The organism is Neisseria sp. Dent CA1/247 (assembly GCF_022870825.1).
GTDB lineage: Bacteria > Pseudomonadota > Gammaproteobacteria > Burkholderiales > Neisseriaceae > Neisseria > Neisseria zoodegmatis.
Genome location: NZ_CP091522.1, coordinates 603,561 through 622,934, shown reverse-complemented (window position 1 = coordinate 622,934; position 19,374 = coordinate 603,561). Strand labels below are relative to the sequence as shown.

Genomic DNA, 19,374 nt, shown 5'->3' with positions numbered 1-19,374 from the left:
ATAACAATGATGAAACCAAATCAATTCGCATTCTTGGCCGCCTCTGTTTTGGCAGCCGGAATCGCTATCGGGAAAGCACCGGAAATCGAACGCAGCCGCATCGACACGGCGGTTGCCGAAGAATTGGAAAGAGCGTCTTTCAGCCATCAAGGGCAGCTGCCCGATGCCGACAAACTGCGTAAAAGCGTTACCCTTCAACTGCAAACGGTTGAAATTTTGAAAAACGAAGTATTGAAATTAGGCTTGGACAAAAATCCGGAAGTTCAAGCCCGTTTCAAAAATGCCGAGGCGCAATTTTATGCCACGCAATATGCTTTGCATCTTGAGCAGGAAACCAAAGTGGATGAAGCGGAAATACGCGCCGCTTACGACCGCCAAACCCGCGCGGTAAAAATCCAGCAGGTCAACTTTGCCAGCCCAGAAGAAGTGCTTCAAGCACAACAGCTGCTGTTGAAAGGCTTGTCTTTCGACCAATTGATGCAACGCTATCCCAGCCCCGATCAAGTTAGCGGTTTTATTTCTCCCGATCATCTGCCGCCCGAATTGGCTAAAGTGATCAGTCAGATGTCGCGCGGCCAAGTAACCCGCGAACCTGTGCAGCTCAACGGCAGATTCTATCTGTTTAAGCTGGCGGCGTCGGAGCGCAATCCCGATGCGCCTCCTTTCGAGCAAGTTAAAGATATTCTGATCCGTCAGGCCAAGCAGTACAAAATGCAGCAACAGATCGACGAGCTGCTGCAAAAGCACGGCATGCCGAAACTGGGCAATCTATAACTTTGACTGTTTGCTTGTAAAACAGATATCGCAATAAAACTTTGAGGCCGTCTGAAAAGTTATTTTCAGACGGCCTCTAGTTTTGATTGGCTTTCTACTCGGCGGCATAGCTACACCACCAAACGGCTTAACTGCAAAATCTCCCCTAAACGTGGAACAATAAACAAAACGCCACCCTACGCTTCCGCTTCAAATTTTCTCAACAACCTCGCCTGACATTGCCCCAGATGGCGCCTCATCATCTTACAAGCTCTGGCTTTTTTGCCTTCCACCAACAAATCGAGGATTTCGCGGTGTTCGCAGTAAGTGTGGCGCAAACGGTCTTTCGGTGCGTCGAACACGGCGATAATCAAAGACGAGCGGGCGCACAGGGTATTCACAATTTCCAACAGCACATCATTATTCAGCAGACGCGCCAGCTCGACATGAAAAGCGTTGGACAAGCGGTTCCAGCTTACCCTATCGCCGCGGTTGAAAGCCGCTTCTTCCTGATTAATCAAATCATAAAGAGGCTTGGCTTTTTCTGCTAAATTTTCTTCTTCCAAAAGCATATTGATGATGGTTTCTTCCAAAGCAATACGCATTTTGAACACATCTTGCGTTTCTTTCGCATCGGGCACATGCACGAATGCGCCGCGGTTGGGCAGCAGGTCAACGATTTTATCGTGTGCCAGCAATGAAAGCGCACTGCGCACGGTGCTGCGTGAGCAAGTCATTTGACGGCATAAATCGGATTCGGTCAGCTTGTTGCCCGGGCGCAGGTTGTGGTCGGTGATGCCGTCTAAAATGCGGGAATACACGCGGAAAAGCTCGGCATCGTGGCGCTCTTCCAATAAAGATGAAGTTGCGGGTGCTTGAGGAAAATTCTGTTCGTTTTCTGTCATACCGATTCTCCTGCCCGAATCAGGCAGTTTGAAGAATGTAAGTGCTTGAAACCGTTTAAAGCCGGAGCGTTTTTCCGGCCGTCTGTATTTTGGGCAAGTGCTTGGTAAGCCGTTGCCGTGTCGGTAAGAGGCCGTCTGAAAGCGAACTTGGCGGGTTTCGCTAAAACATATTTTCAGACGGCCTGCCTTTTACTGCATCAGGCTGTTTCGACAACCTCGAAGCTGTGCGTCACTTTGGCCGCTTTGCCCAACATAATCGAAGCGGAGCAATATTTTTCGGCAGACATCTGCACGGCTTTTTCAATCGCACTTTCTTTCAGGTTGCGCCCCAGCACTTCAAAATGGATGTGGATTTCGGTAAACACGCGCGGCGTATCGTCGGCGCGCTTGGCGGTAACGATTGCCCGGCAATCCACGATATCCTGACGCTGCTTTTCGGCAATCATCACCACATCAATGCTGGAACAGCCCGCCACGCCCAGCAGCAGCATTTCCATCGGGCTGGGGCCGCGCTTGGCCTGCCCTTCCTGTGCCGAACCTTCCATCACGACGCTGTGCCCTGCTTCGGTTGTGCCGACAAAGCACATGCCGTCTATCCATTTTGACCTTACTTTCATATCTGTTTATTCCTCGTGCAGCGGCTGCTCCGACACCAAGATGCCGTCTGAATCGCTGTATAAATAATATCCGGGCACAAACGTAATGCCGCCGAAAGTGACCGGCACATCCACTTCGCCCGCACCGTCTTTCGCACTCTTGCGCGGGTTGGTACCCAAGGCTTTTACGCCGAACTGCATGGCGTTGATGGCTTCGTTGTCGCGGATGGGGCCGAAAATCACTGCACCGGCCCAGCCGTTGGCTGCGCCCGCACCGGCAATCATGTCGCCCATCAATGCGCTGTATAAATCGCCGCCGCCGTCCACCACCAGCACTTCTCCGTCGGAATGCGTGTTCATCAGTTTTTTAACCAAGCCGTTGTCGCGGCTGCATTTCACCGTGCGGATTCTGCCGCAGAAACGGGCATGGCGCCCGAAATGACGGAACTGGACTTCGCAGGAAGGGGTGTCCGGTGCGATGTCGATTAAATCGGCGGTTGCAAAATCATTTTTTCCGCTCATGGTTTTCTCCTTTGCTTGTATTGTGTGCGGTTCGCTTTTCCGCTTGAGGCAGCCCGAAAACACCGCAGGCCGTCTGAAAAGCATTATAAAGTATTTTTGCCTTTCAGACGGCCTGCCGTGAGCTTGCGTGGTTTAAAGGTTTTCCATCATCCAATGCACATAACGGCTCACACCTTCGTTCACGTCTAAAAACGCTTCTTCATAGCCGGCTTCGCGCAAACGGGAAATATCGGCCTCGGTAAAACTTTGGTATTTGCCTTTGAGCGAATCGGGGAACGGGATATAGCGGATCAGCTCTTCTTTCACCAACTCCTGCAAACTCATGGCCGGTTTGCCTTCGGCTACGCGGCACGAGTTTACGGTGGCCGCGGCCAAATCGTTAAACGGCTGGCTGCGGCCGGTGCCCAAGTTGAAAATGCCTGATTTTTCAGGGTTGTCGAAGAAGAACAGGTTTACTTTCACCACGTCTTCCACACTCACGAAATCGCGGGTTTGCTCGCCGTTGCCGTAGCCTTCGTTCGCGCCGAACAAGTTTACATAGCCCTGCTCGCGGTATTGGTTGAAATGGTGGAACGCCACCGAAGCCATGCGGCCTTTGTGCTGCTCGTGCGGGCCGTACACATTGAAATAGCGGAAACCGGCCACTTGCGCGGTCAAACCCTCTTCCATGCGACAGCGCACCACTTGGTCGAACAGGAATTTGGAATAGCCATACACATTGAGCGGTTTTTCCAATTCGCGCTCTTCACGGAAAATCTCGCCTTTGCCGTACACCGCCGCACTGGAGGCGTACAAAAACGGAATGCGCTCGTCTTGGCACCAATCGAGCAGATCGAGGCTGTATTGATAGTTGTTGTCCATCATATACAGGCCGTTGTGCTCCATGGTGTCGGAACACGCGCCGTCGTGGAACACGGCTTCGATATCGTCGAACGGCAACAGATGCTCGCGCACTTGGCGGATGAACTCGTGTTTGTCGAGATAATGGGCGATTTCGCACTCGGCCAGATTTTTGAATTTCTCGCCGCGGGTCAGGTTGTCGACGGCAATGATATCGGTAATGCCGCGTTCGTTCAGGGCCTTGACGATGTTGCTGCCGATAAAGCCGGCGGCACCGGTTACGATGATGGTCATAATCTTTTCCTTTGATTTCCTACTCATAATGTTATTGGCCGCGGTCAACGGCAACCGCCGGAACAAAAAAGGTTTCATCGCATCACACGGTCAGTCCTGAAACCCGTCTGCCTGCGCCCCTGCACTACGGAGCGCGAACAGACTTTCTGTTATTTTACCGCTCCGCTTCCGGCTCGGCATTTACTGCGGGAGGCAGCGCGCTTTGTTCCTGCGCTTGATTAACGGTATAAATGATTTTCAACAACGCCAACGCGCTGATAATAGTCAAAACATTGTAAAGCAGGCCGACATAGCCGCTTGAGAGATAAGAAGACAAGGCCGTCTGAAACGCTTCTTCAGTTTGCGCCGCCTCCATAGCTTCCCAAGCCCGATCACCCACTCTAGTCGTCAAACGGCCGAGTATATTACCGACAATCCACGAACCCCACCAAACATACAGCATGGTTTGAGGCGAGGGCTTGCCTGCTGCGCGCATACTGCCGTTCCAAATTTGCGTCACACCGCGCAAAGGCATGAAAAGATTCATAATCGGCACGAAAAACCAACCCACCGACCATCCCGGAGTCATTTCCACTTCCGTTGTACCCAAAGCACGGGCATTCTTATTGGCCTGCATGATCCATTTGGCCGTCAGCACCGCCGTAACCACAAATACCAGAACTGCGGTAAGGTACAAATAAAAAACCATATTCTGGGACGACAATACTGCTTCATAAGCAGACGATTCGATGCCTTCCTCAGTAATGGATGCAGCTGCCTGTTTAATCGTATTCAGCGCATACATCTCGCCGAAGCCGGACAACACATTCAATACAATATAAATGATGAACGTAATCAACAACCAACGTGTCCGCTTATCTTGGTTTTGATAAGTATATACGGCAGATTCCTGCTTCACGATAATTTCTCCTGACGGTTTTTCAAAATGCTCTTTCAAAGCCCGCTATCCTGCGTAAATAAGCAAGCAGTTGGAGAGCAGGAAAAAGCCTTCTCTCCCGAAATGGCGTTTCATACCTATTTTAATTGCAGCGTATGTATAGACTATATTTTTCAGACGGCCTCATTACTGCAACCGTGTAACACCACCGAGGCCGTCTGAAAGTGGCCTGAACGCTTTCAGACGGCCTGTTGTTCCTTCAAAGCCGTACTGAGTTCGTCAAACGAACACACCGCCGTACCCAGTTTCGCCACCACCACACCGGCGGCGGTGTTGGCAATGTGCATGGCTTCGGGCAGACTGAAACCGGCGGCTATGCCCAAGCCCATGCTGGCAATCACGGTGTCGCCTGCGCCGGATACGTCGTACACCTCTTGGGCGCGGGTGGGCTGGTGGTCGATCTGGCTGCTGCGGAACAGCGTCATGCCCTCTTCGCTGCGGGTCAGCAGCAGGGCTTCCAAATCCAAATTACGGCGCAGGTTTTGGGCTTTTTCGGTCAATTCCGCTTCATTGCGCCAACTGCCCACCACTTCTTTCAGTTCGGCGCGGTTGGGCGTGAGCAAGGTGGCGCCGGCGTATTTTTCGTAATCGTCGCCTTTCGGGTCGATCAAGACGGGCTTGCCTGCCAAGCGCGCCCATTCGATCATGGAAGCAACGTGCAGCAGGCCGCCTTTGCCGTAGTCGGACAGCACCACGACATCGTATTCCGGCAGCAAGGCGCGGTATTGCTCTTTGACCGAATCGAGAATCTCGCGGTGCGGCATTTCTTCAAAATCGAGGCGGATAAGCTGCTGGTTGCGGGCGACGACGCGCAGTTTGACGGTGGTGGAAATTTCTTTGTCGCGCATCAGATACGAAGCCACGCCGTCTTGCTTCATCAATTTTTCCAGCGCATCAGCGGCTTCGTCTTTACCGGTAACCGACAGCAGCGCCGCTTTGCCGCCCAACGAGGCGATGTTGCGGGCCACGTTGGCGGCGCCGCCCGCGCGTTGGTCGGTTTTGGCGATTTTGGCAATCGGCACGGGTGCTTCGGGTGAAATGCGGGCAACGTCGCCGAACCAGTAACGGTCGAGCATCACGTCGCCCACCACTAAAACTCGTGCGCCGCTCAAACGGGATTGCAATTGTTGTATTTCGGTGTTGAGTACCATAGGAATATCCATTGTTAGCTACATTTTCAGACGGCCTCTTCATGCTGCGAGAGGCCGTCTGAACATATTTAAATCGAAATCTGATTGGCTGCCGCATTCACTTCGCGCAACACGGCCACGGGGTCGGCTGCCTGCGTAATCGGCCGCCCCATCACCAAGTAGGTGGAACCCGCCGCCAACGCTTGCGCGGGGGTCATGATGCGGCGTTGGTCGTCGCTGTTGCCGGCGGTATCCAAGCGGATGCCGGGCGTAACCAGCACAAATTCTCCGCCCAACTCGCGGCGCAGCGGTGCGGCTTCGTGGGCGGAACAGACTACGCCGTCCAAACCGGAACTTTGCGCCAGCTTCGCCCAACGCAACACCAATTCTTCTATGGGTTGGTTGAGGCCGATTTCGGCAAGGTCGCTCTGTTCCATGCTGGTCAGCACGGTAACGCCGATCAGCAGCGGTTTTTGCGCATGGTTGGCCACGGCTTCGGCGGCGGCTTCCATCATGCGGCGGCCGCCAGAAGCGTGCATGTCCACCATCCACACGCCCATATCGGCGGCTACTTTGCAGGCGTGGGCTACGGTGTTGGGAATGTCGTGGTATTTCAAATCGAGAAACAGTTTGAAGCCTTGGTTGATCAGGCTTTCGGCAAGGTTGCGGCCGGTGGCGGTAAACAGTTCTTTGCCGATTTTCAGACGGCATAGGGAGGGATCGAGACGGCGCACAAAGGCAAGCGTGTCGTGTTCGTTGGCAAAGTCCAAAGCCACAATCACGGGCGTGCGGGCGGTTTCGGTTTGGAAGTCGGCGATTAATGGGTTCATAACGGGTTCCGTGGAATATTTTCAGACGGCCTTCGGCAGCGGTTTCACATCAAATACCAGCCGCAAACCGACATCTTTGCATGGCTTGCCGCCGCAGGCCGTCTGAAATCATAAAATCGCACAAATTTTAGCAGCTTTCCAACCTGTTTGTCCGCCGTTTGCTCGTGATAAACTGGCCGCCCACACTATTTTCAGACGGCCTCATCATGAATTGTCTTGCTTGGAACCACCCGCCCGCGCTCAGCTGTTTGGCCGATGCCGTCCGCAGCCATGCCAAACCGCTGTATCTGATCGTGTGCCTGCCCGACCGCCGCATCCCCGAATTCAGGCCGTCTGAAACCCCATGCGTGGAAGAAAGCGCGCTGCGGCAAGCCATAGCGGGCAAACTCGGCTGCATCCAATTCAACGGAGCCAATGTGCTGGAGAACATTTTGCCCGGCGTGCATTTATGGCTGATGCCGTCTGAAAACGCCGCACGGCTGGGCGAGCATTTTCCGCAGCCCGTGCAATGGCAGACCGAAGCCGTGCCGCAACTGCCGCCGCAACCGGTCAAACCGTGGTTCAGGCCGTCTGAACACCGCGACACACCCAATCGTGCCGTTATCGTCGGCGCGGGCATTGCCGGAGCAGCCACCGCCCGCGCACTGGCGGAACACGGCCTGCCCGTTACCGTGCTGGAAGCCGCCGAACCTGCCAACGCCGCGTCCGGCAACCGCCAAGGGCTGCTGTATGCCAAGATTTCGCCGCACAATACCGAGCAGACCGAACTGCTGCTGTGCGGCTACGGCTACACCCGCCGCCTGCTCGAAACCCTGCTGCCGAACCGCGAAAGCTGGGGCGGCGACGGCGTGCTCCACCTCAACCACGATGCCGAAGAAACCCGCCGCAATCAGGCTTTGGGCGCGCACAGCCACCACGCCCACCTTTACCGCCCCGTCGATGCCGACGAAGCCGCGCAGCTTGCCGGCATCGAAACCGCACAAAGCGGCCTGTATTGGCCGCAGGGCGTGTGGCTGAACCCGCCCGCGCTCGTCCGCGCCCTGCTCGACCATCCGCTGATTGAACTGCACACCCTCACGCCCGTGCTTGCCGCCGAACATGACGGCAACGAATGGCAAGTCCGCACACCTGCGCACACCTTCAGCGGCAGCCATTTGATTTACTGCACCGGCGCACACAGCCCGCAAGCCGCCGACCCCAACGTCTCCGCCCTGCCTTACCGCTTGGTGCGCGGGCAAACCGACCTCGCCGCCGCCGTGCCGTATTCAGAACAACTGCGCTGCGCCCTTTCCGGCGCCAGCTACATCAGCCCCGCATGGCAAGGCTTGCATTGCTACGGCGCAACCTTCGTCCAGCACGACACCGGCACCGACTGGCGCGAAACCGACCGCCAAACCAACCGCGCCAACCTGCACGAGTTAAACGCACAACTGGCCGCGCAACTGCTTTGGCGAAACTCGCAAAGCTCGTTTTGGCGAAGCTCACCAAGTTCGCTTTCAGACGGCCTTGACGGTTCTCATCAACACCAAAGGCCGTCTGAAACCCGTTCAGACGGCCTTACCCTGCAAGGCCACGCCGCCCTGCGCTGCGACAGCCCCGACCACCTGCCCATCGTCGGCGCACTCGGCGACATCGCCGCCATGCAAAGCGTGTACGCCAAACTCGCCCTCGACAAAAACTACCGCCTCAACGCCCCCTGCCCCTACCTGCCGAACGCCTACATCAACACCGCCCACGGCAGCCGCGGCCTTGCCACCGCCCCCATTTGCGCCGCCGCCATCGCCGCCGACATCCTCGGCCTACCCAACCCGCTGTCGCCAAGAATCCGCCACGCCCTCGCCCCCAACCGCACCGTTATCCGCGCCATCGTGCGGCAGCAGCCGTTGTTGGGAAAGGCCGTCTGAAATGGTTTTAGGTTTTCAGACGGCCTCAATGACATCCCCCACCCCAAACCTTACCGACCATATTCCGCAAGGGCGGTTAAATATCCGCCCGTTACCGCCACACCTGCCACCGCAATACCAACCGAATCCGCCGACATCCCATGATAAAAACACAACCGCCCAATGCCGCCGACTTTCCCGCGCATAACCTCGATACACACGCGGGCGGATATTGAATCCGCCCCTACAAAGCACCATGAAACAAAATGACCTTGCTACAAAACCCAAAGGCCGTCTGAAATGGTTTTAGGTTTTCAGACGGCCTCAATAACATTCCCCTCCAAACCTTACCGACCTTCTCCCGTAGGGGCGGATTCAATATCCGCCCGTTGCCGCAATACCACCGCAATACTTCCTAACTTCCCCGACGTTTTCACGATAAAAAAACACAACCGCCCAATGCCGCCTACTTTCCCGAGCATAACCTCAATACACACGCGGGCGGATATTCAATCCGCCCCCACAAACCGCCGTGAAACAAAATGATCTGCCCGTCCAAAACCAAAGGCCGTCTGAAATCATTTTCAGACGGCCTCCGTTATCCCTACTATTCAAATTTACGCTGTAAAAAACGGCGCACCGCTTGCGGCATTTTGTTTTGCAGTTTCTGCGTATAAACCGCATCGTTCTTCTGCCACCACACGCCGATGCACACAATCAGCAAACCGATCAGCGTGAGCGAAATCGGGAAAAACCAGCTGTCTTTGAAAATCTTATCGGCCAGATGCCAGCAATAGCCGAACATGCCTAACGCGCCGAACACGGTAAACACGCGGCGGCGGATTAATACGCCGGTAAACACCATGCCCACGTTCAACAAGAAGTAAATAAACTTGTTCCACTCGCTGTCGGATTCCATAAAGCTCAGGCCGCCCCAAAACGTAATCACGCCGAAGAGATACAGCCAAAACGGATAATCACGTTCGCTTCGGTTGCGGAAATCCACCCAAAACGCCAGCAGAATCATCACCGCGCCAAACAAAGCCGAAACCTGCTGCTTGAGCGTCCAATCGTAAACCCCGCCGTGGCCGTAGAAAATCCAATCGGCAACGTCCATCGACATATACCACAGCGTTACCGCCACCGGCATTACCAAAAACGGATAGCGGTAACGCCACAGCATCACGGCAGCGGCGGCCAGCGTGGCCAGCTCCATCATCAGCCAGCGCCAGTCGATCCAGCGGTGGTAATCACGGTAAACCATTTCATTATCCGGCCAAAAACCCAATGCCTGCTGCAAGCCGTACACCGCCAGCGGCACCAGCACCACCACAAAAGTAGCGCAAATGCCCGCCGGAATGTGCAGACTACGTTTGCGGAAATATTCGGTCAGCGCCACGCCTGCCGTGCCGTACACCAAACACAGCACCACAATCGCCGCCCCGCCGAACGTTTCCCAACCGAGGGTCATAAACAGCGACATCGCGCCGATGGCCAGCAGCCCGCCGAGATAATACAAAACATGGGTAAAGCCAAACTGCGGCACATGGCTGGTTTGCTGCCTCCAAAACGCCCACAACTCATCGGCCTGCTGCGGATTGATAATGTGCCGCTCTACTGCCTGTTGTAAGTGGTGTTTGCGGATATCCATATTTTGAGCCCTGTTTAAACTGTCTAAAACTTAACACACAAATAAAATTCTAAACAATCATTAATATAAACAAAATCTAACACTCTCCCAACAAACAACTCGTTCAAAAATAAAAACGATTCACATTAAAGTAAAATTTTGATATATACTAACTTAAATACATAATCATTAAATAAATTTTGTTATTATTTTTTAACACATTATTCAATCTACAACTTAGAAAACTATTCCCTCACTTGCAAATAACTGAAAAACCTGAAGTGTTTTTCTATTTTTTCCAAACTTCCCTGCTACCCAAGCAGGCACATAACATCATTTTTGGGAGTTATTTTCGTTATGAAATCTCATCAATTATTGCCCTTAGCTGCATTTATCAGTTGTATTTTCAGCCATTCTGCCTACGCAGACACGGCTGTTTCAGAAAACGCCAACGAAGAGAAAACAGCGGTTGAACTCAAACAAGTTACAGTCAAAGGGAAAAGACACGCCCCTACACATATAGACAGAAAAAATACAGAACAAATCCAAGAAGAAATGATTCGGGATACCCGTGATTTGGTGCGTTACTCAACCGACGTCGGTGTTGCTGATAACGGTCGGCACCTAAAAGGCTTTGCCATGCGCGGAGTGGAAGGCAATCGTGTTGATGTAAGCATTGATGGCGTTTCTTTGCCCGATTTTGAAGAGAACTCTTTGTACAACCGTTACGGTAACTTCAATAATTCAAGGCTTTCTATTGACCCCGAATTGGTTCGCAGCATCGATATCGTTAAAGTTTCAGACTCTGTTAATGCCGGAAGCGGTTCTTTGGGCGGCGGAGTAAATTACCGTACGCTGGGCGCACAAGATATTGTACAAGCTGATAAAGAGTTTGGCGGCATCCTGCGGAGCGGTCATGCAACGAAAAACCGTGAATGGGTAAACACTTTGGGATTCGGCGTGGTAAAAAGCCAATTTGATGCAGCACTTTTATACTCGCACCGCCGAGGTCATGAAATCAAAGTAAAGGCAGCGGCCCCAATATTTGGGGAAGCAGCAGCCAAAACCCCGATCCGGCGCAACATCGTTTCCACAGCTATTTAGGTAAGTTTAATTGGCGCTTCCATCCCGACCATAAATTAGGCTTCTCTATAACCGGCCAAGACGGCAGCCGTTATACGGACGAGCGTTCCTATCAACTACTTGATTCGATGTGGCGTGAAGCTGAGGACGACAGCAAGCGGATGAATATTAACGCCCATCATGAGTGGACGCCCGAATCACGCTACTTATCCTTGCTGAGAAGTGATTTTGACTATCAGAAAACCGACTTGGCTGCAGTAAACTATAAAGGTTCTCGTCCCTTCAACTTTATTACCAATACCTATGGTGAAAAAAAGCTTGATGAAATTTACGACCGCCGTATGCAAACCAATTACAAGCGCTTCTCTTTGCTTTTAGAAGGCCAACCGTTCCGCTTGGGTGGTGAACATACCCTTTCATTCAAAACTTTCGCAGCCGATAAAACTTTCCAAAATATCAACTACGACACGATAGGCATAGGTACAAATTATCAAACCAATACGCGATATGCTATCCAATATCCTGTAAAAACCCGCCAATACGGTTTTTTACTCAAAGACAGAACCGTTTGGAACCCCACACTCTCAAGCCAAATCGGTGTGCGATATGATTACGAGCAATTAAAACCGAAAGACCTTAATGCTCCTTGTAGCTCAGCATGCAAAGCCGAAGGCAAGCCCAATAAAAACACATTCGTCAACTGGAACGGATTTGCAGGGTTGGATGCAAACATTAACCCGACTTGGAAAACCGGCTACCTGTTCAGCACCGGACACCGCGTACCAACTGCCTCCGAAATGTATTTCACTTTCGACAGCCCTTATGGTAAATGGCAATCCAACCCTGACCTGAAAGCAGAACGCAGTTTCAGCCACAGTTTATCTTTACAAGGCAGAAATGAAAAAGGTTTACTCGACTTCACACTTTACCAAACCCGCTATAAAAATTTCTTGGCTGAACAAGAAAATATTATTACCACCCCCAATCCCTACTACGACCAATGTGCTTTGTATGGGTGTGAACGTTATTTCCAAACACCCAAACAACAAATGGTCAACCTTGATAAAGGACGTATCCAAGGCATAGAAATCAAAGGCCATCTGAATGCACACCATTTCCTGCCTATCTCCGAGGGCTGGAAGCTGCATGGTGCTTTAGGTTACAGCAAAGGTAAAATTTCCGGTGACAACAGCCTGCTTTCTATCCAACCTTTAAAAATCATCACTGGCTTGGATTATGAAAGACCCGACGGCAAATGGGGGATATTCTCGCGGATGACCTACTTGGGTAAGAAAAAAGCTTCGGATGCCAAAGTAACCCAAATTACCGGCACTAGCTCAAACTTGAAAAAAGAAGTCATCACTTACCCATACCTGAATAGCTCGGCAACCGTGTTTGACATTTTCGGTTATTACCGTCCGTTTAAAAACTTTACTGCCCGCGCAGGTGTATATAATATATTCGACCGCAAATACCAAACTTGGGATGCTTTGAGAGGCATCAATGCCAACAGCACCACCAACACCGTGGATCGCGACGGCGTAGGCTTGGAGCGCTTCCACGCTCCGGGACGCAACTTTGCCTTCTCGCTTGAATATAAATTTTAAAGCACCATGTTTCAGACGGCCCCAAGGCCGTCTGAATACCGATTATCAATAGAAAAGGAAAACGAAATGACCAACGAAACCCCCACTTTCGCCCAGCGACTGAAAGAAGAAAACCGCACCACCCACGACAGCGTAGACAATTTGGTGATGTCGGTTGAACCGTTCGTCAGCAATGAAAACTATACTAAGTTTTTGAAACTGCAATCGGTATTTCACAAAATCGTCGACAGCATCTACAAAGACGAAGCCTTAAACAAAGCGATTCCCCAGCTGGCGGATATGGCGCGTTACGATGCCGTGGTTCAGGATTTGAAAGATTTGGGCAGCGAGCCGTATCAATTCTCCGGCGAATTGCCCAGGCCCGAAGGCAATAAGGCTATCGGCTGGTTGTATTGCGCCGAAGGTTCCAACTTGGGTGCGGCATTTTTGTTTAAAGATGCGCAAAAATTGAGCTTCAATGCCGATCACGGCGCGCGCCATCTGGCTCCGCATCCCGACGGCCGCGGCCAACACTGGCGCGAGTTTGTGGTGTATTTGAACAATCTGGGCTTGGACAAAGCCGCTCAAGACGAAGCCATTCAAGGCGCGAAAGATGCGTTTGCATTCTATAAAGTGATTCTGCGCGAAATCTTCGGCCTGCCCGAAGGTGCGGAAGCACCTGTTAAGGCTTAAGCCCACACGGAAATAGCGGTTTTAAAACCATCAGGCCGTCTGAAAATTTTCAGACGGCCTTTGTTTTGCAAGCCTCGGTTAGGTTTGCGTTTGAAGAATCTGCATACCTTAAAAAGCTTGAGGCCGTCTGAAAGCGGGCTTGGTGAGCTTCGCTAAAACGAGCTTTGTGGGCTTCGCTAAAACAACTCCCGAACAGTAAGGCGGATATTCAATCCGCCCTGCAACAGCCCATGCCTGCTTACCCGCCCCGCTCTACCTTCATTATCCGTTGAACTTCATGCCACAAGCCGTCGGGGCGTTGTTCGAGTGCGGCGACGATGCCGCTGCGCACGGCGCGTGTTTCAGCAGCGTCGAGGGTGTCTTCCAAGCGCAATCTTGCCGGTGCGGGCCATGACAGGCGCGGGAGGCGGGCGTAGCGGCGTTCGAGGCCGTCTGAAAGCGAGGTGTGCGTGTTTCGCAAAAAACCGTATTCCGACCAATCTTCAATATAAACGCCGTGCCAGCCGTAGGAATTGAGCGGTGCTTCGCGGCCTGCTTGCGGCTGTGCTGAAAACCCGACGCCGCGCACGATGGAAACGGGGCGCACTTGCTGCGGATCAAGTTTGAACCTTGCCAATATCTTCCGGCCTTCTTCGCTGTCGAGCAGCTTCAGTTGGCGCTGCAGCTTATCGGCTTTATGCAGCAAGGTATCCTGCGTATCGAAACCTACCATTTCAGACGGCCTCCCTGAGCGGCAGCCGTAATATTTGCAGGTTAATTCGATGTGGTAGGGTTGGCCGTTGAGTGTGGCGATGAAGTCGGCCGCGCCGCCGGTCTGCCCTGCTGCGTTTTTCAGCACGACATTGCGGCCGAGCAGCGAGGCGTGAGGGGCGGTTTCGAGCCAAAACGCCAGCAGGTGTTCGGCATAGAATCCGAGGCGGCTGGCGAAAGGTTGGTTGTGCTTCACCATCTCGTGAAGTTGCTGCGGATGGTCGTTAAGATCGAGCAGGTAGCGGAAGCCGGTATCGCCCAACAGCTCGGTTACGGGCAGTTCGCAGCCGGTCTGCCACAGCGACGGAGCGGTAAGTATGGCGGCCAGATCGCGCACATGGGGGGCGGTCAGCCGCCACCAGATAGCATCGAGTGCGTAGTTCATATCAGAATTGATGGTTGGGAAGATTAAAGGTGTTTGAGGCCGTCTGAAAAGCTGTTTTCTGTTTTCAGACGGCCTTTCCGTCAAGGGCTGCCAGGCATCAAACCGCTTGGGTGCGCTCTTGCAGCCATGCTTTTGCCGCGCCGTCAACCAAAGGCAGCAGTTTTGCGCGCACGTCGGCGTGATAGTTGTTGACCCATTCGATTTCGTCTGCCGACATCATGGCAACGTCCATCAGGCGGGTGTCTATCGGGCAGAGGGTAACGGTTTCAAAGCACAGGAATTTGCCGAACGCGGTTTCCTGCGCTTGGGCAACGGGGCGGTTGATCACCAGATTTTCAATGCGGATACCCCACGCGCCGGGGCGGTAGAGGCCGGGTTCGTTTGAGGTGAACATGCCGGCTTTCATGGCGTGGTTGGGGTTGGCGGCGGCGTGATAGGAAATCACTTGCGGCCCTTCGTGCACATTGAGGAAGTAGCCGACGCCGTGGCCGGTGCCGTGGCCGTAGTCGCATTGGGCTTTCCACATAGGTGCGCGGCAGACGGCGTCTATCATCGGTGCGGCGATGTTTTCGGGGAACACGGCTTCGGCCAGCGCGATATGGGCTTTCAACACCAGCGTAAAGTCGCGTTTTTGCGCGGCGGTCGGCGTGCCGATGGGAATCACGCGGGTGATGTCGGTGGTGCCGTTTTCATACTGGCCGCCCGAATCAATCAGCAGCAGGCCGTTGCCTTCAATCAGGCTGTACGCTTCGGGCGTGGCGCTGTAATGCGGCAGCGCGCCGTTGGCGTTGTAGCCGGCAATCGTGCCGAAGCTGTGCGAGATGAAGTGCGGACGGCGGCTGCGGTGCGCCAGCAGCATGGTGTCGATATCCAGCTCGGACACGGTTTCGCCGTCGGCCAGTTTTTGCTCCAACTCGGCAAAGAAGCCGCACAACGCTGCGCCGTCCTGCCGCATGGCTTCGCGGATGTGGGCGATGTCGGCGTCGGACTTGATGGATTTAAACAAAGTGCTCGGGTTGATGCTTTCCACCGGTTTCACACTGTCGGGCAGCTTCTGCACGGTGCTGACGGCGGTTTTGGCCGGATCAATCAGCAGCTTGCCCGACACGGCGGCCAAAGCATCGGCGGTAGTGTGGTAGTCGGCGGTGCCGATGCCTGCCGCTTTCAGGCATTGGGCGGACTCTTCGCTCAAGCCGTTTTGATTCACAAACAGCGTGGCAGTGTCCGCGCCGATCAACAGATAAGACAGAAACACGGGGTTATAAGACACATCGCTGCCGCGCAGATTGGTCAGCCACGCGATATCGTCGAGCGAAGAAATCAGGTGGTAATCCGCACCTTTTTCTTTCACAGCCGCCCGCACGCGCGCCAGTTTTTGTGCGGCGGTTTCGCTCACAAATTCGGCCTTGTGCGGATAAATCTCGCTCGACGGCAACGCGGGGCGGCCTGCCCACAAACCGCCCAACAAATCGCTTTGATGGTTCAGGCGGATATTTTTTGATGCAAAGGCCGTCTGAAGCTGGCGTTGCGCGGCCAGCGACAACATATCGGCCGCCACGCCCACCTGTGCATTTTCCGGCAGGGTTTCCGCCAAATCTTCAACATGCGTTTTGCCGAAACCGAGTTTTTTCAATTCGATGCCGCTGCCCGCAAGCTGCTTTTCCGCCTGCTCCCAATAACGGCTGTCGGCCCACAAATCAGCACTGTCGGCTTTCACCACCAAAGTGCCCACCGAGCCGGTAAAGCCCGAAACATACGCCCTGACCTGCCAATGTTCGGGCAGGTATTCGGATAGGTGCGGATCGGCCGAAGGGATAATCCAAGCGTCGAATCCGTGTTCGCGCATACTGTCGCGCAGCGCGGCCAAACGTTGTGAAGGAGTATTCATGATAGGTTTTCCTTATGCAAAAACTTAATCCACGCCCTTGAGCAGGCGGTTCAACACCGGCACGAGCGCGAGCAGCACCACGCCCGTTATCAAACCCGTCGTACCGATCAAGCGATAAAAACCTGCGGCGTTTTCAGCAATAAAATATTGTTTGAATATCAGGCCGCCCAGAGTAAATCCGAGCGACAAGCCCAAAAAGTTCAGCGCAACCATTTGCGTTTTAAAGTGCGACGGTGCGATTTTGGTGGCCAGCGACAATGAAATCGGCGAAAGCAGCAGCTCGGCGATGGTAATGCCCAAAATTACCAGCGCAAACACCATCAAAGGCATCACCGTACCGGAATTCAGAAACGGAACGAAACACCAATAAGAAGCACCCAGCGTAATCACGGCCAAAGCGAATTTCAACGGCGTTTTGGGCTGCTTTTCACCCATTTTCGTCCACATTGCCGCCATCAAACCCGAAAACACCACCACCCAAAAGCTTTGCAGCGAATCTTTCCACGATACGGGAATCGTAAAGCCGCCGACCGTGCGGTTGATGGTTTCGTCAAAATACACCGTTACCGAAGTAAACACTTGGAACCACAGCGCCCAAAAAATGCAGATAACCAAAAACAGGGGCACATAAGCCGTGATGTAGCGTTTGCTTTGCGCTTCAACCGACGGGCTGAGCAACAAACGCGCAAAATACACCACCGTAGCTGCGATTACCGTAGCCAGCAGCACCTTGGAAAAATTGTCCAGATTCAGCCAACCCAGCGCCACCGATACCGCAATCGCTCCGGCAAACACCGCCGCCGCCAAACCCGCCGTCTTGCCCTGCCCCTGCGGCAAAGGAAAAGGCGCGGGTGTGTGCGGCAAAAACTTCCTGCCGCGCGCGTATTGCCACAAACCGAACGCCATACCCACCGCCGCCGCGCCAAAGCCGTAATGGAAACCGATATTGTTTTGCAGCAGGCCGGTAATCAGCGGGCCTAAAAAACCGCCTATATTGATCGAAATATAAAAAATCGAGAAACCGGCATCACGCAGCGGGCGCAGTTCTTCACTTTCATAGAGAGAGCCGACCATCGAGCTGGCCGACGCCTTCACGCCGCCGCTGCCCAAAGCAATCATTACCAAACCGCACAGCAACCCCGCAAAACCGGGAATCACCGCCAACGCGATATGACCGCACATTACTAAAATGCCGGAATAAAACAGCGTCCGCTCCGCGCCCCACAGGCGGTCGGCCAACCAACCGCCCAAAATCGTCGAAAGATACACGCTGCCGCCATACGCGCCGACAATGCCGCCGGCCACCGATTTATCCATACCCAAGCCGCCTTGAGTGGTTTGGTAATACAGATAAATCAGCAGGATGCCCTGCATTCCGTAAAACGAAAACCGCTCCCACAGTTCGATATGGAATAAGGTCGAAAGCTGCCACGGGTGGCCGAAGAATTTTTTATCTGCTGCAACCTGTTTTTTCATGATTTTCTCCTCTCAAAACCATCATGCACGGCATATTCTTGGCAGAAACCGTTGGATACGGATATTTTTCTTTTTATATCATGCCCCCGTTTTAACACTTTCACCCACGGCCTGCAATACACAGCAGGCTGCGAACCGCCGCGTAGCAACCCCAACCGCCTGCTTTTTAAATGCCCGCTTCAACGTGTGGATATATTAAAAGAGGCCGTCTGAAAACATTTTCAGACGGCCTGAGACCTTTGCAAAACCCTCAGATGTGGATGCAGTTCAAGGCGTAGCAGCACAGCGAGTGCAGACATATCATATGTTAGATAGGCAAACGAGCGAGCAGCACACAACACAGAAATGCGCCGCAGATGGGGGGTTTTGCAAAGGTCTCGGCCTTTCAGCTTAAATCTAACCCAAAGAGCTATTTATTTTCGGCAACACCAAACACATCACCGTATTACCTTCAAGCCGCCGCTTGCCTTAATGCCGAGCAAGGCCGCCGGATATACCGTTACCGCGCCCACCGCATCGGCAGCCACAGCCGCAGGTGTCAGCAACACTTTGCCGATGGTGCGCGCCACACCGCCGCTCGGGCGGCGTTCCAATTTGAACAGTTCTACCGGCACGGCTTCCTCGAAGCGGTAATCCACGGCAACCTGCTTCGGGCTGCGGTAAAGATAACCTTGCACCACAAAACAACGCTCATACTCGCCCCCTTTGCGCTGATAAAACTCCAGCGCTTCCAGCTTGTCTTTCGCCGCCGCATCCGCCGGATACCGGAGGCAAAAATCGCTGCTGAATTCGTTGTCGTCCAAACCTCGCACCATCACGCGCAGGGCGGAAATTTCTTTGCCGTCGCTGTCAAACGTGTGAAAACGCGCAGGCAGGCCGGCGTTAAGCACCGCACGCAAATCTTCGGCTTTCGTGCCGGAAACCACATACCAGTATTGCTCACCCATCATCGCCAGATCGCCCGGGCTCAACTGCCCGCGCGCCGTCTCGTTCGCCACACCGAAAGCATGAATGCGGTCCGTGCCTACCGCCTGCTGAACCGCCTTGCTGTCATCGCCCCACAGCATAGCCGTGCAACCCGACAACCACAACGCCAACCCTATTAACAACGCTCGTTTCATATCTCTACTCCGATTGCAAAACATTTTGTGAACAGCGCTTCCCTACCGCATTGCCCATGCACATCAGCCGCA

General features: G+C 53.5%; 16 protein-coding genes and 1 pseudogene. 5 read left to right on the top strand and 12 right to left on the bottom strand.

Annotated elements, in window-relative coordinates:
• Positions 1-6 precede the first annotated feature (6 nt).
• Positions 7-774, top strand: coding sequence for a peptidyl-prolyl cis-trans isomerase (locus LVJ85_RS03015; RefSeq protein ID WP_244741357.1), 768 nt, complete (start codon positions 7-9; stop codon positions 772-774).
• A 176-nt stretch (positions 775-950) separates the two neighbouring features.
• Here LVJ85_RS03015 and LVJ85_RS03010 read toward each other — a convergent pair whose 3' ends face one another.
• The 7 genes from LVJ85_RS03010 to pyrF form a co-directional block, all read right to left on the bottom strand.
• On the bottom strand, positions 951-1,658 hold the full coding sequence (locus tag LVJ85_RS03010; protein ID WP_244741355.1) for a GntR family transcriptional regulator: 708 nt from the start codon (positions 1,656-1,658) through the stop codon (positions 951-953).
• A gap of 197 nt (positions 1,659-1,855) precedes the next feature.
• Positions 1,856-2,275: an OsmC family protein gene (locus LVJ85_RS03005; RefSeq protein ID WP_244741353.1), complete on the bottom strand. Its 420-nt coding sequence runs from the start codon at positions 2,273-2,275 to the stop codon at positions 1,856-1,858.
• A gap of 6 nt (positions 2,276-2,281) precedes the next feature.
• Complete coding sequence (gene rraA / locus LVJ85_RS03000) at positions 2,282-2,776, bottom strand: ribonuclease E activity regulator RraA (RefSeq protein WP_244741350.1); 495 nt, start codon at positions 2,774-2,776, stop codon at positions 2,282-2,284.
• 132 nt (positions 2,777-2,908) lie between these two features.
• Positions 2,909-3,910: an ADP-glyceromanno-heptose 6-epimerase gene (rfaD, locus tag LVJ85_RS02995; RefSeq protein WP_244741348.1), complete on the bottom strand. Its 1,002-nt coding sequence runs from the start codon at positions 3,908-3,910 to the stop codon at positions 2,909-2,911.
• 154 nt (positions 3,911-4,064) lie between these two features.
• On the bottom strand, positions 4,065-4,847 hold the full coding sequence (locus tag LVJ85_RS02990) for a DUF4328 domain-containing protein (protein ID WP_244741346.1): 783 nt from the start codon (positions 4,845-4,847) through the stop codon (positions 4,065-4,067).
• A 179-nt stretch (positions 4,848-5,026) separates the two neighbouring features.
• On the bottom strand, positions 5,027-6,010 hold the full coding sequence (gene rfaE1, locus LVJ85_RS02985; RefSeq protein ID WP_304653906.1) for a D-glycero-beta-D-manno-heptose-7-phosphate kinase: 984 nt from the start codon (positions 6,008-6,010) through the stop codon (positions 5,027-5,029).
• Between the two features lie 56 nt (positions 6,011-6,066).
• Positions 6,067-6,807, bottom strand: coding sequence for an orotidine-5'-phosphate decarboxylase (gene pyrF, locus LVJ85_RS02980; protein ID WP_244741343.1), 741 nt, complete (start codon positions 6,805-6,807; stop codon positions 6,067-6,069).
• A 206-nt stretch (positions 6,808-7,013) separates the two neighbouring features.
• Between pyrF and mnmC the strand changes: the two genes are divergently transcribed.
• Complete coding sequence (gene mnmC, locus LVJ85_RS02975; protein WP_244741341.1) at positions 7,014-8,711, top strand: FAD-dependent 5-carboxymethylaminomethyl-2-thiouridine(34) oxidoreductase MnmC; 1,698 nt, start codon at positions 7,014-7,016, stop codon at positions 8,709-8,711.
• A gap of 1 nt (position 8,712) precedes the next feature.
• Positions 8,713-8,898, top strand: a complete 186-nt coding sequence (locus LVJ85_RS02970) for a hypothetical protein (RefSeq protein WP_244741339.1) — start codon at positions 8,713-8,715, stop codon at positions 8,896-8,898.
• Between the two features lie 399 nt (positions 8,899-9,297).
• Here the strand turns inward: LVJ85_RS02970 and LVJ85_RS02965 are convergent, their stop codons facing one another.
• Positions 9,298-10,341 (bottom strand): DUF2157 domain-containing protein, encoded by a 1,044-nt coding sequence (locus LVJ85_RS02965; RefSeq protein WP_244741337.1) that lies wholly within the window; start codon positions 10,339-10,341, stop codon positions 9,298-9,300.
• Between the two features lie 336 nt (positions 10,342-10,677).
• Between LVJ85_RS02965 and LVJ85_RS02960 the strand changes: the two are divergent.
• Together LVJ85_RS02960 and LVJ85_RS02955 are read left to right on the top strand one after the other, a co-directional pair.
• Positions 10,678-13,010: pseudogene (locus LVJ85_RS02960) on the top strand (TonB-dependent hemoglobin/transferrin/lactoferrin family receptor).
• 66 nt (positions 13,011-13,076) lie between these two features.
• On the top strand, positions 13,077-13,682 hold the full coding sequence (locus LVJ85_RS02955; protein WP_244741335.1) for a biliverdin-producing heme oxygenase: 606 nt from the start codon (positions 13,077-13,079) through the stop codon (positions 13,680-13,682).
• 238 nt (positions 13,683-13,920) lie between these two features.
• On the opposite strand, the gene LVJ85_RS02950 is transcribed toward LVJ85_RS02955, so the two are convergent.
• The 4 genes from LVJ85_RS02950 to LVJ85_RS02935 all read right to left on the bottom strand — a co-directional run bounded on the left by LVJ85_RS02950 (position 13,921) and on the right by LVJ85_RS02935 (position 19,302).
• Positions 13,921-14,817 (bottom strand): DUF1853 family protein, encoded by an 897-nt coding sequence (locus LVJ85_RS02950; RefSeq protein ID WP_244741333.1) that lies wholly within the window; start codon positions 14,815-14,817, stop codon positions 13,921-13,923.
• 97 nt (positions 14,818-14,914) lie between these two features.
• A complete protein-coding gene (locus LVJ85_RS02945; RefSeq protein WP_244741331.1) occupies positions 14,915-16,705 on the bottom strand; it encodes an aminopeptidase P family protein in 1,791 nt (596 codons plus the stop codon).
• A 24-nt stretch (positions 16,706-16,729) separates the two neighbouring features.
• Entirely contained in the window at positions 16,730-18,181 is a 1,452-nt protein-coding gene (locus LVJ85_RS02940) for an oligopeptide:H+ symporter (RefSeq protein WP_244741328.1), read from the bottom strand.
• A gap of 437 nt (positions 18,182-18,618) precedes the next feature.
• Complete coding sequence (locus LVJ85_RS02935) at positions 18,619-19,302, bottom strand: hypothetical protein (RefSeq protein ID WP_244741326.1); 684 nt, start codon at positions 19,300-19,302, stop codon at positions 18,619-18,621.
• Between the last annotated feature and the right edge of the window lie 72 nt (positions 19,303-19,374).

Excerpts from the sequence above, each read along its gene's own strand:
- LVJ85_RS02935 (WP_244741326.1), bottom strand. The coding sequence starts at position 19,302 with ATGAAACGAGCGTTGTTAATAGGGTTGGCGTTGTGGTTGTCGGGTTGC.
- LVJ85_RS03015 (WP_244741357.1), top strand. The coding sequence starts at position 7 with ATGATGAAACCAAATCAATTCGCATTCTTGGCCGCCTCTGTTTTGGCA.
- LVJ85_RS03005 (WP_244741353.1), bottom strand. The coding sequence starts at position 2,275 with ATGAAAGTAAGGTCAAAATGGATAGACGGCATGTGCTTTGTCGGCACA.
- LVJ85_RS02955 (WP_244741335.1), top strand. The coding sequence starts at position 13,077 with ATGACCAACGAAACCCCCACTTTCGCCCAGCGACTGAAAGAAGAAAAC.
- pyrF (WP_244741343.1), bottom strand. The coding sequence starts at position 6,807 with ATGAACCCATTAATCGCCGACTTCCAAACCGAAACCGCCCGCACGCCC.
- LVJ85_RS02970 (WP_244741339.1), top strand. The coding sequence starts at position 8,713 with ATGGTTTTAGGTTTTCAGACGGCCTCAATGACATCCCCCACCCCAAAC.
- rraA (WP_244741350.1), bottom strand. The coding sequence starts at position 2,776 with ATGAGCGGAAAAAATGATTTTGCAACCGCCGATTTAATCGACATCGCA.
- LVJ85_RS02950 (WP_244741333.1), bottom strand. The coding sequence starts at position 14,817 with ATGAACTACGCACTCGATGCTATCTGGTGGCGGCTGACCGCCCCCCAT.
- mnmC (WP_244741341.1), top strand. The coding sequence starts at position 7,014 with ATGAATTGTCTTGCTTGGAACCACCCGCCCGCGCTCAGCTGTTTGGCC.
- rfaE1 (WP_304653906.1), bottom strand. The coding sequence starts at position 6,010 with ATGGATATTCCTATGGTACTCAACACCGAAATACAACAATTGCAATCC.
- rfaD (WP_244741348.1), bottom strand. The coding sequence starts at position 3,910 with ATGACCATCATCGTAACCGGTGCCGCCGGCTTTATCGGCAGCAACATC.
- LVJ85_RS03010 (WP_244741355.1), bottom strand. The coding sequence starts at position 1,658 with ATGACAGAAAACGAACAGAATTTTCCTCAAGCACCCGCAACTTCATCT.
- LVJ85_RS02940 (WP_244741328.1), bottom strand. The coding sequence starts at position 18,181 with ATGAAAAAACAGGTTGCAGCAGATAAAAAATTCTTCGGCCACCCGTGG.
- LVJ85_RS02945 (WP_244741331.1), bottom strand. The coding sequence starts at position 16,705 with ATGAATACTCCTTCACAACGTTTGGCCGCGCTGCGCGACAGTATGCGC.
- LVJ85_RS02965 (WP_244741337.1), bottom strand. The coding sequence starts at position 10,341 with ATGGATATCCGCAAACACCACTTACAACAGGCAGTAGAGCGGCACATT.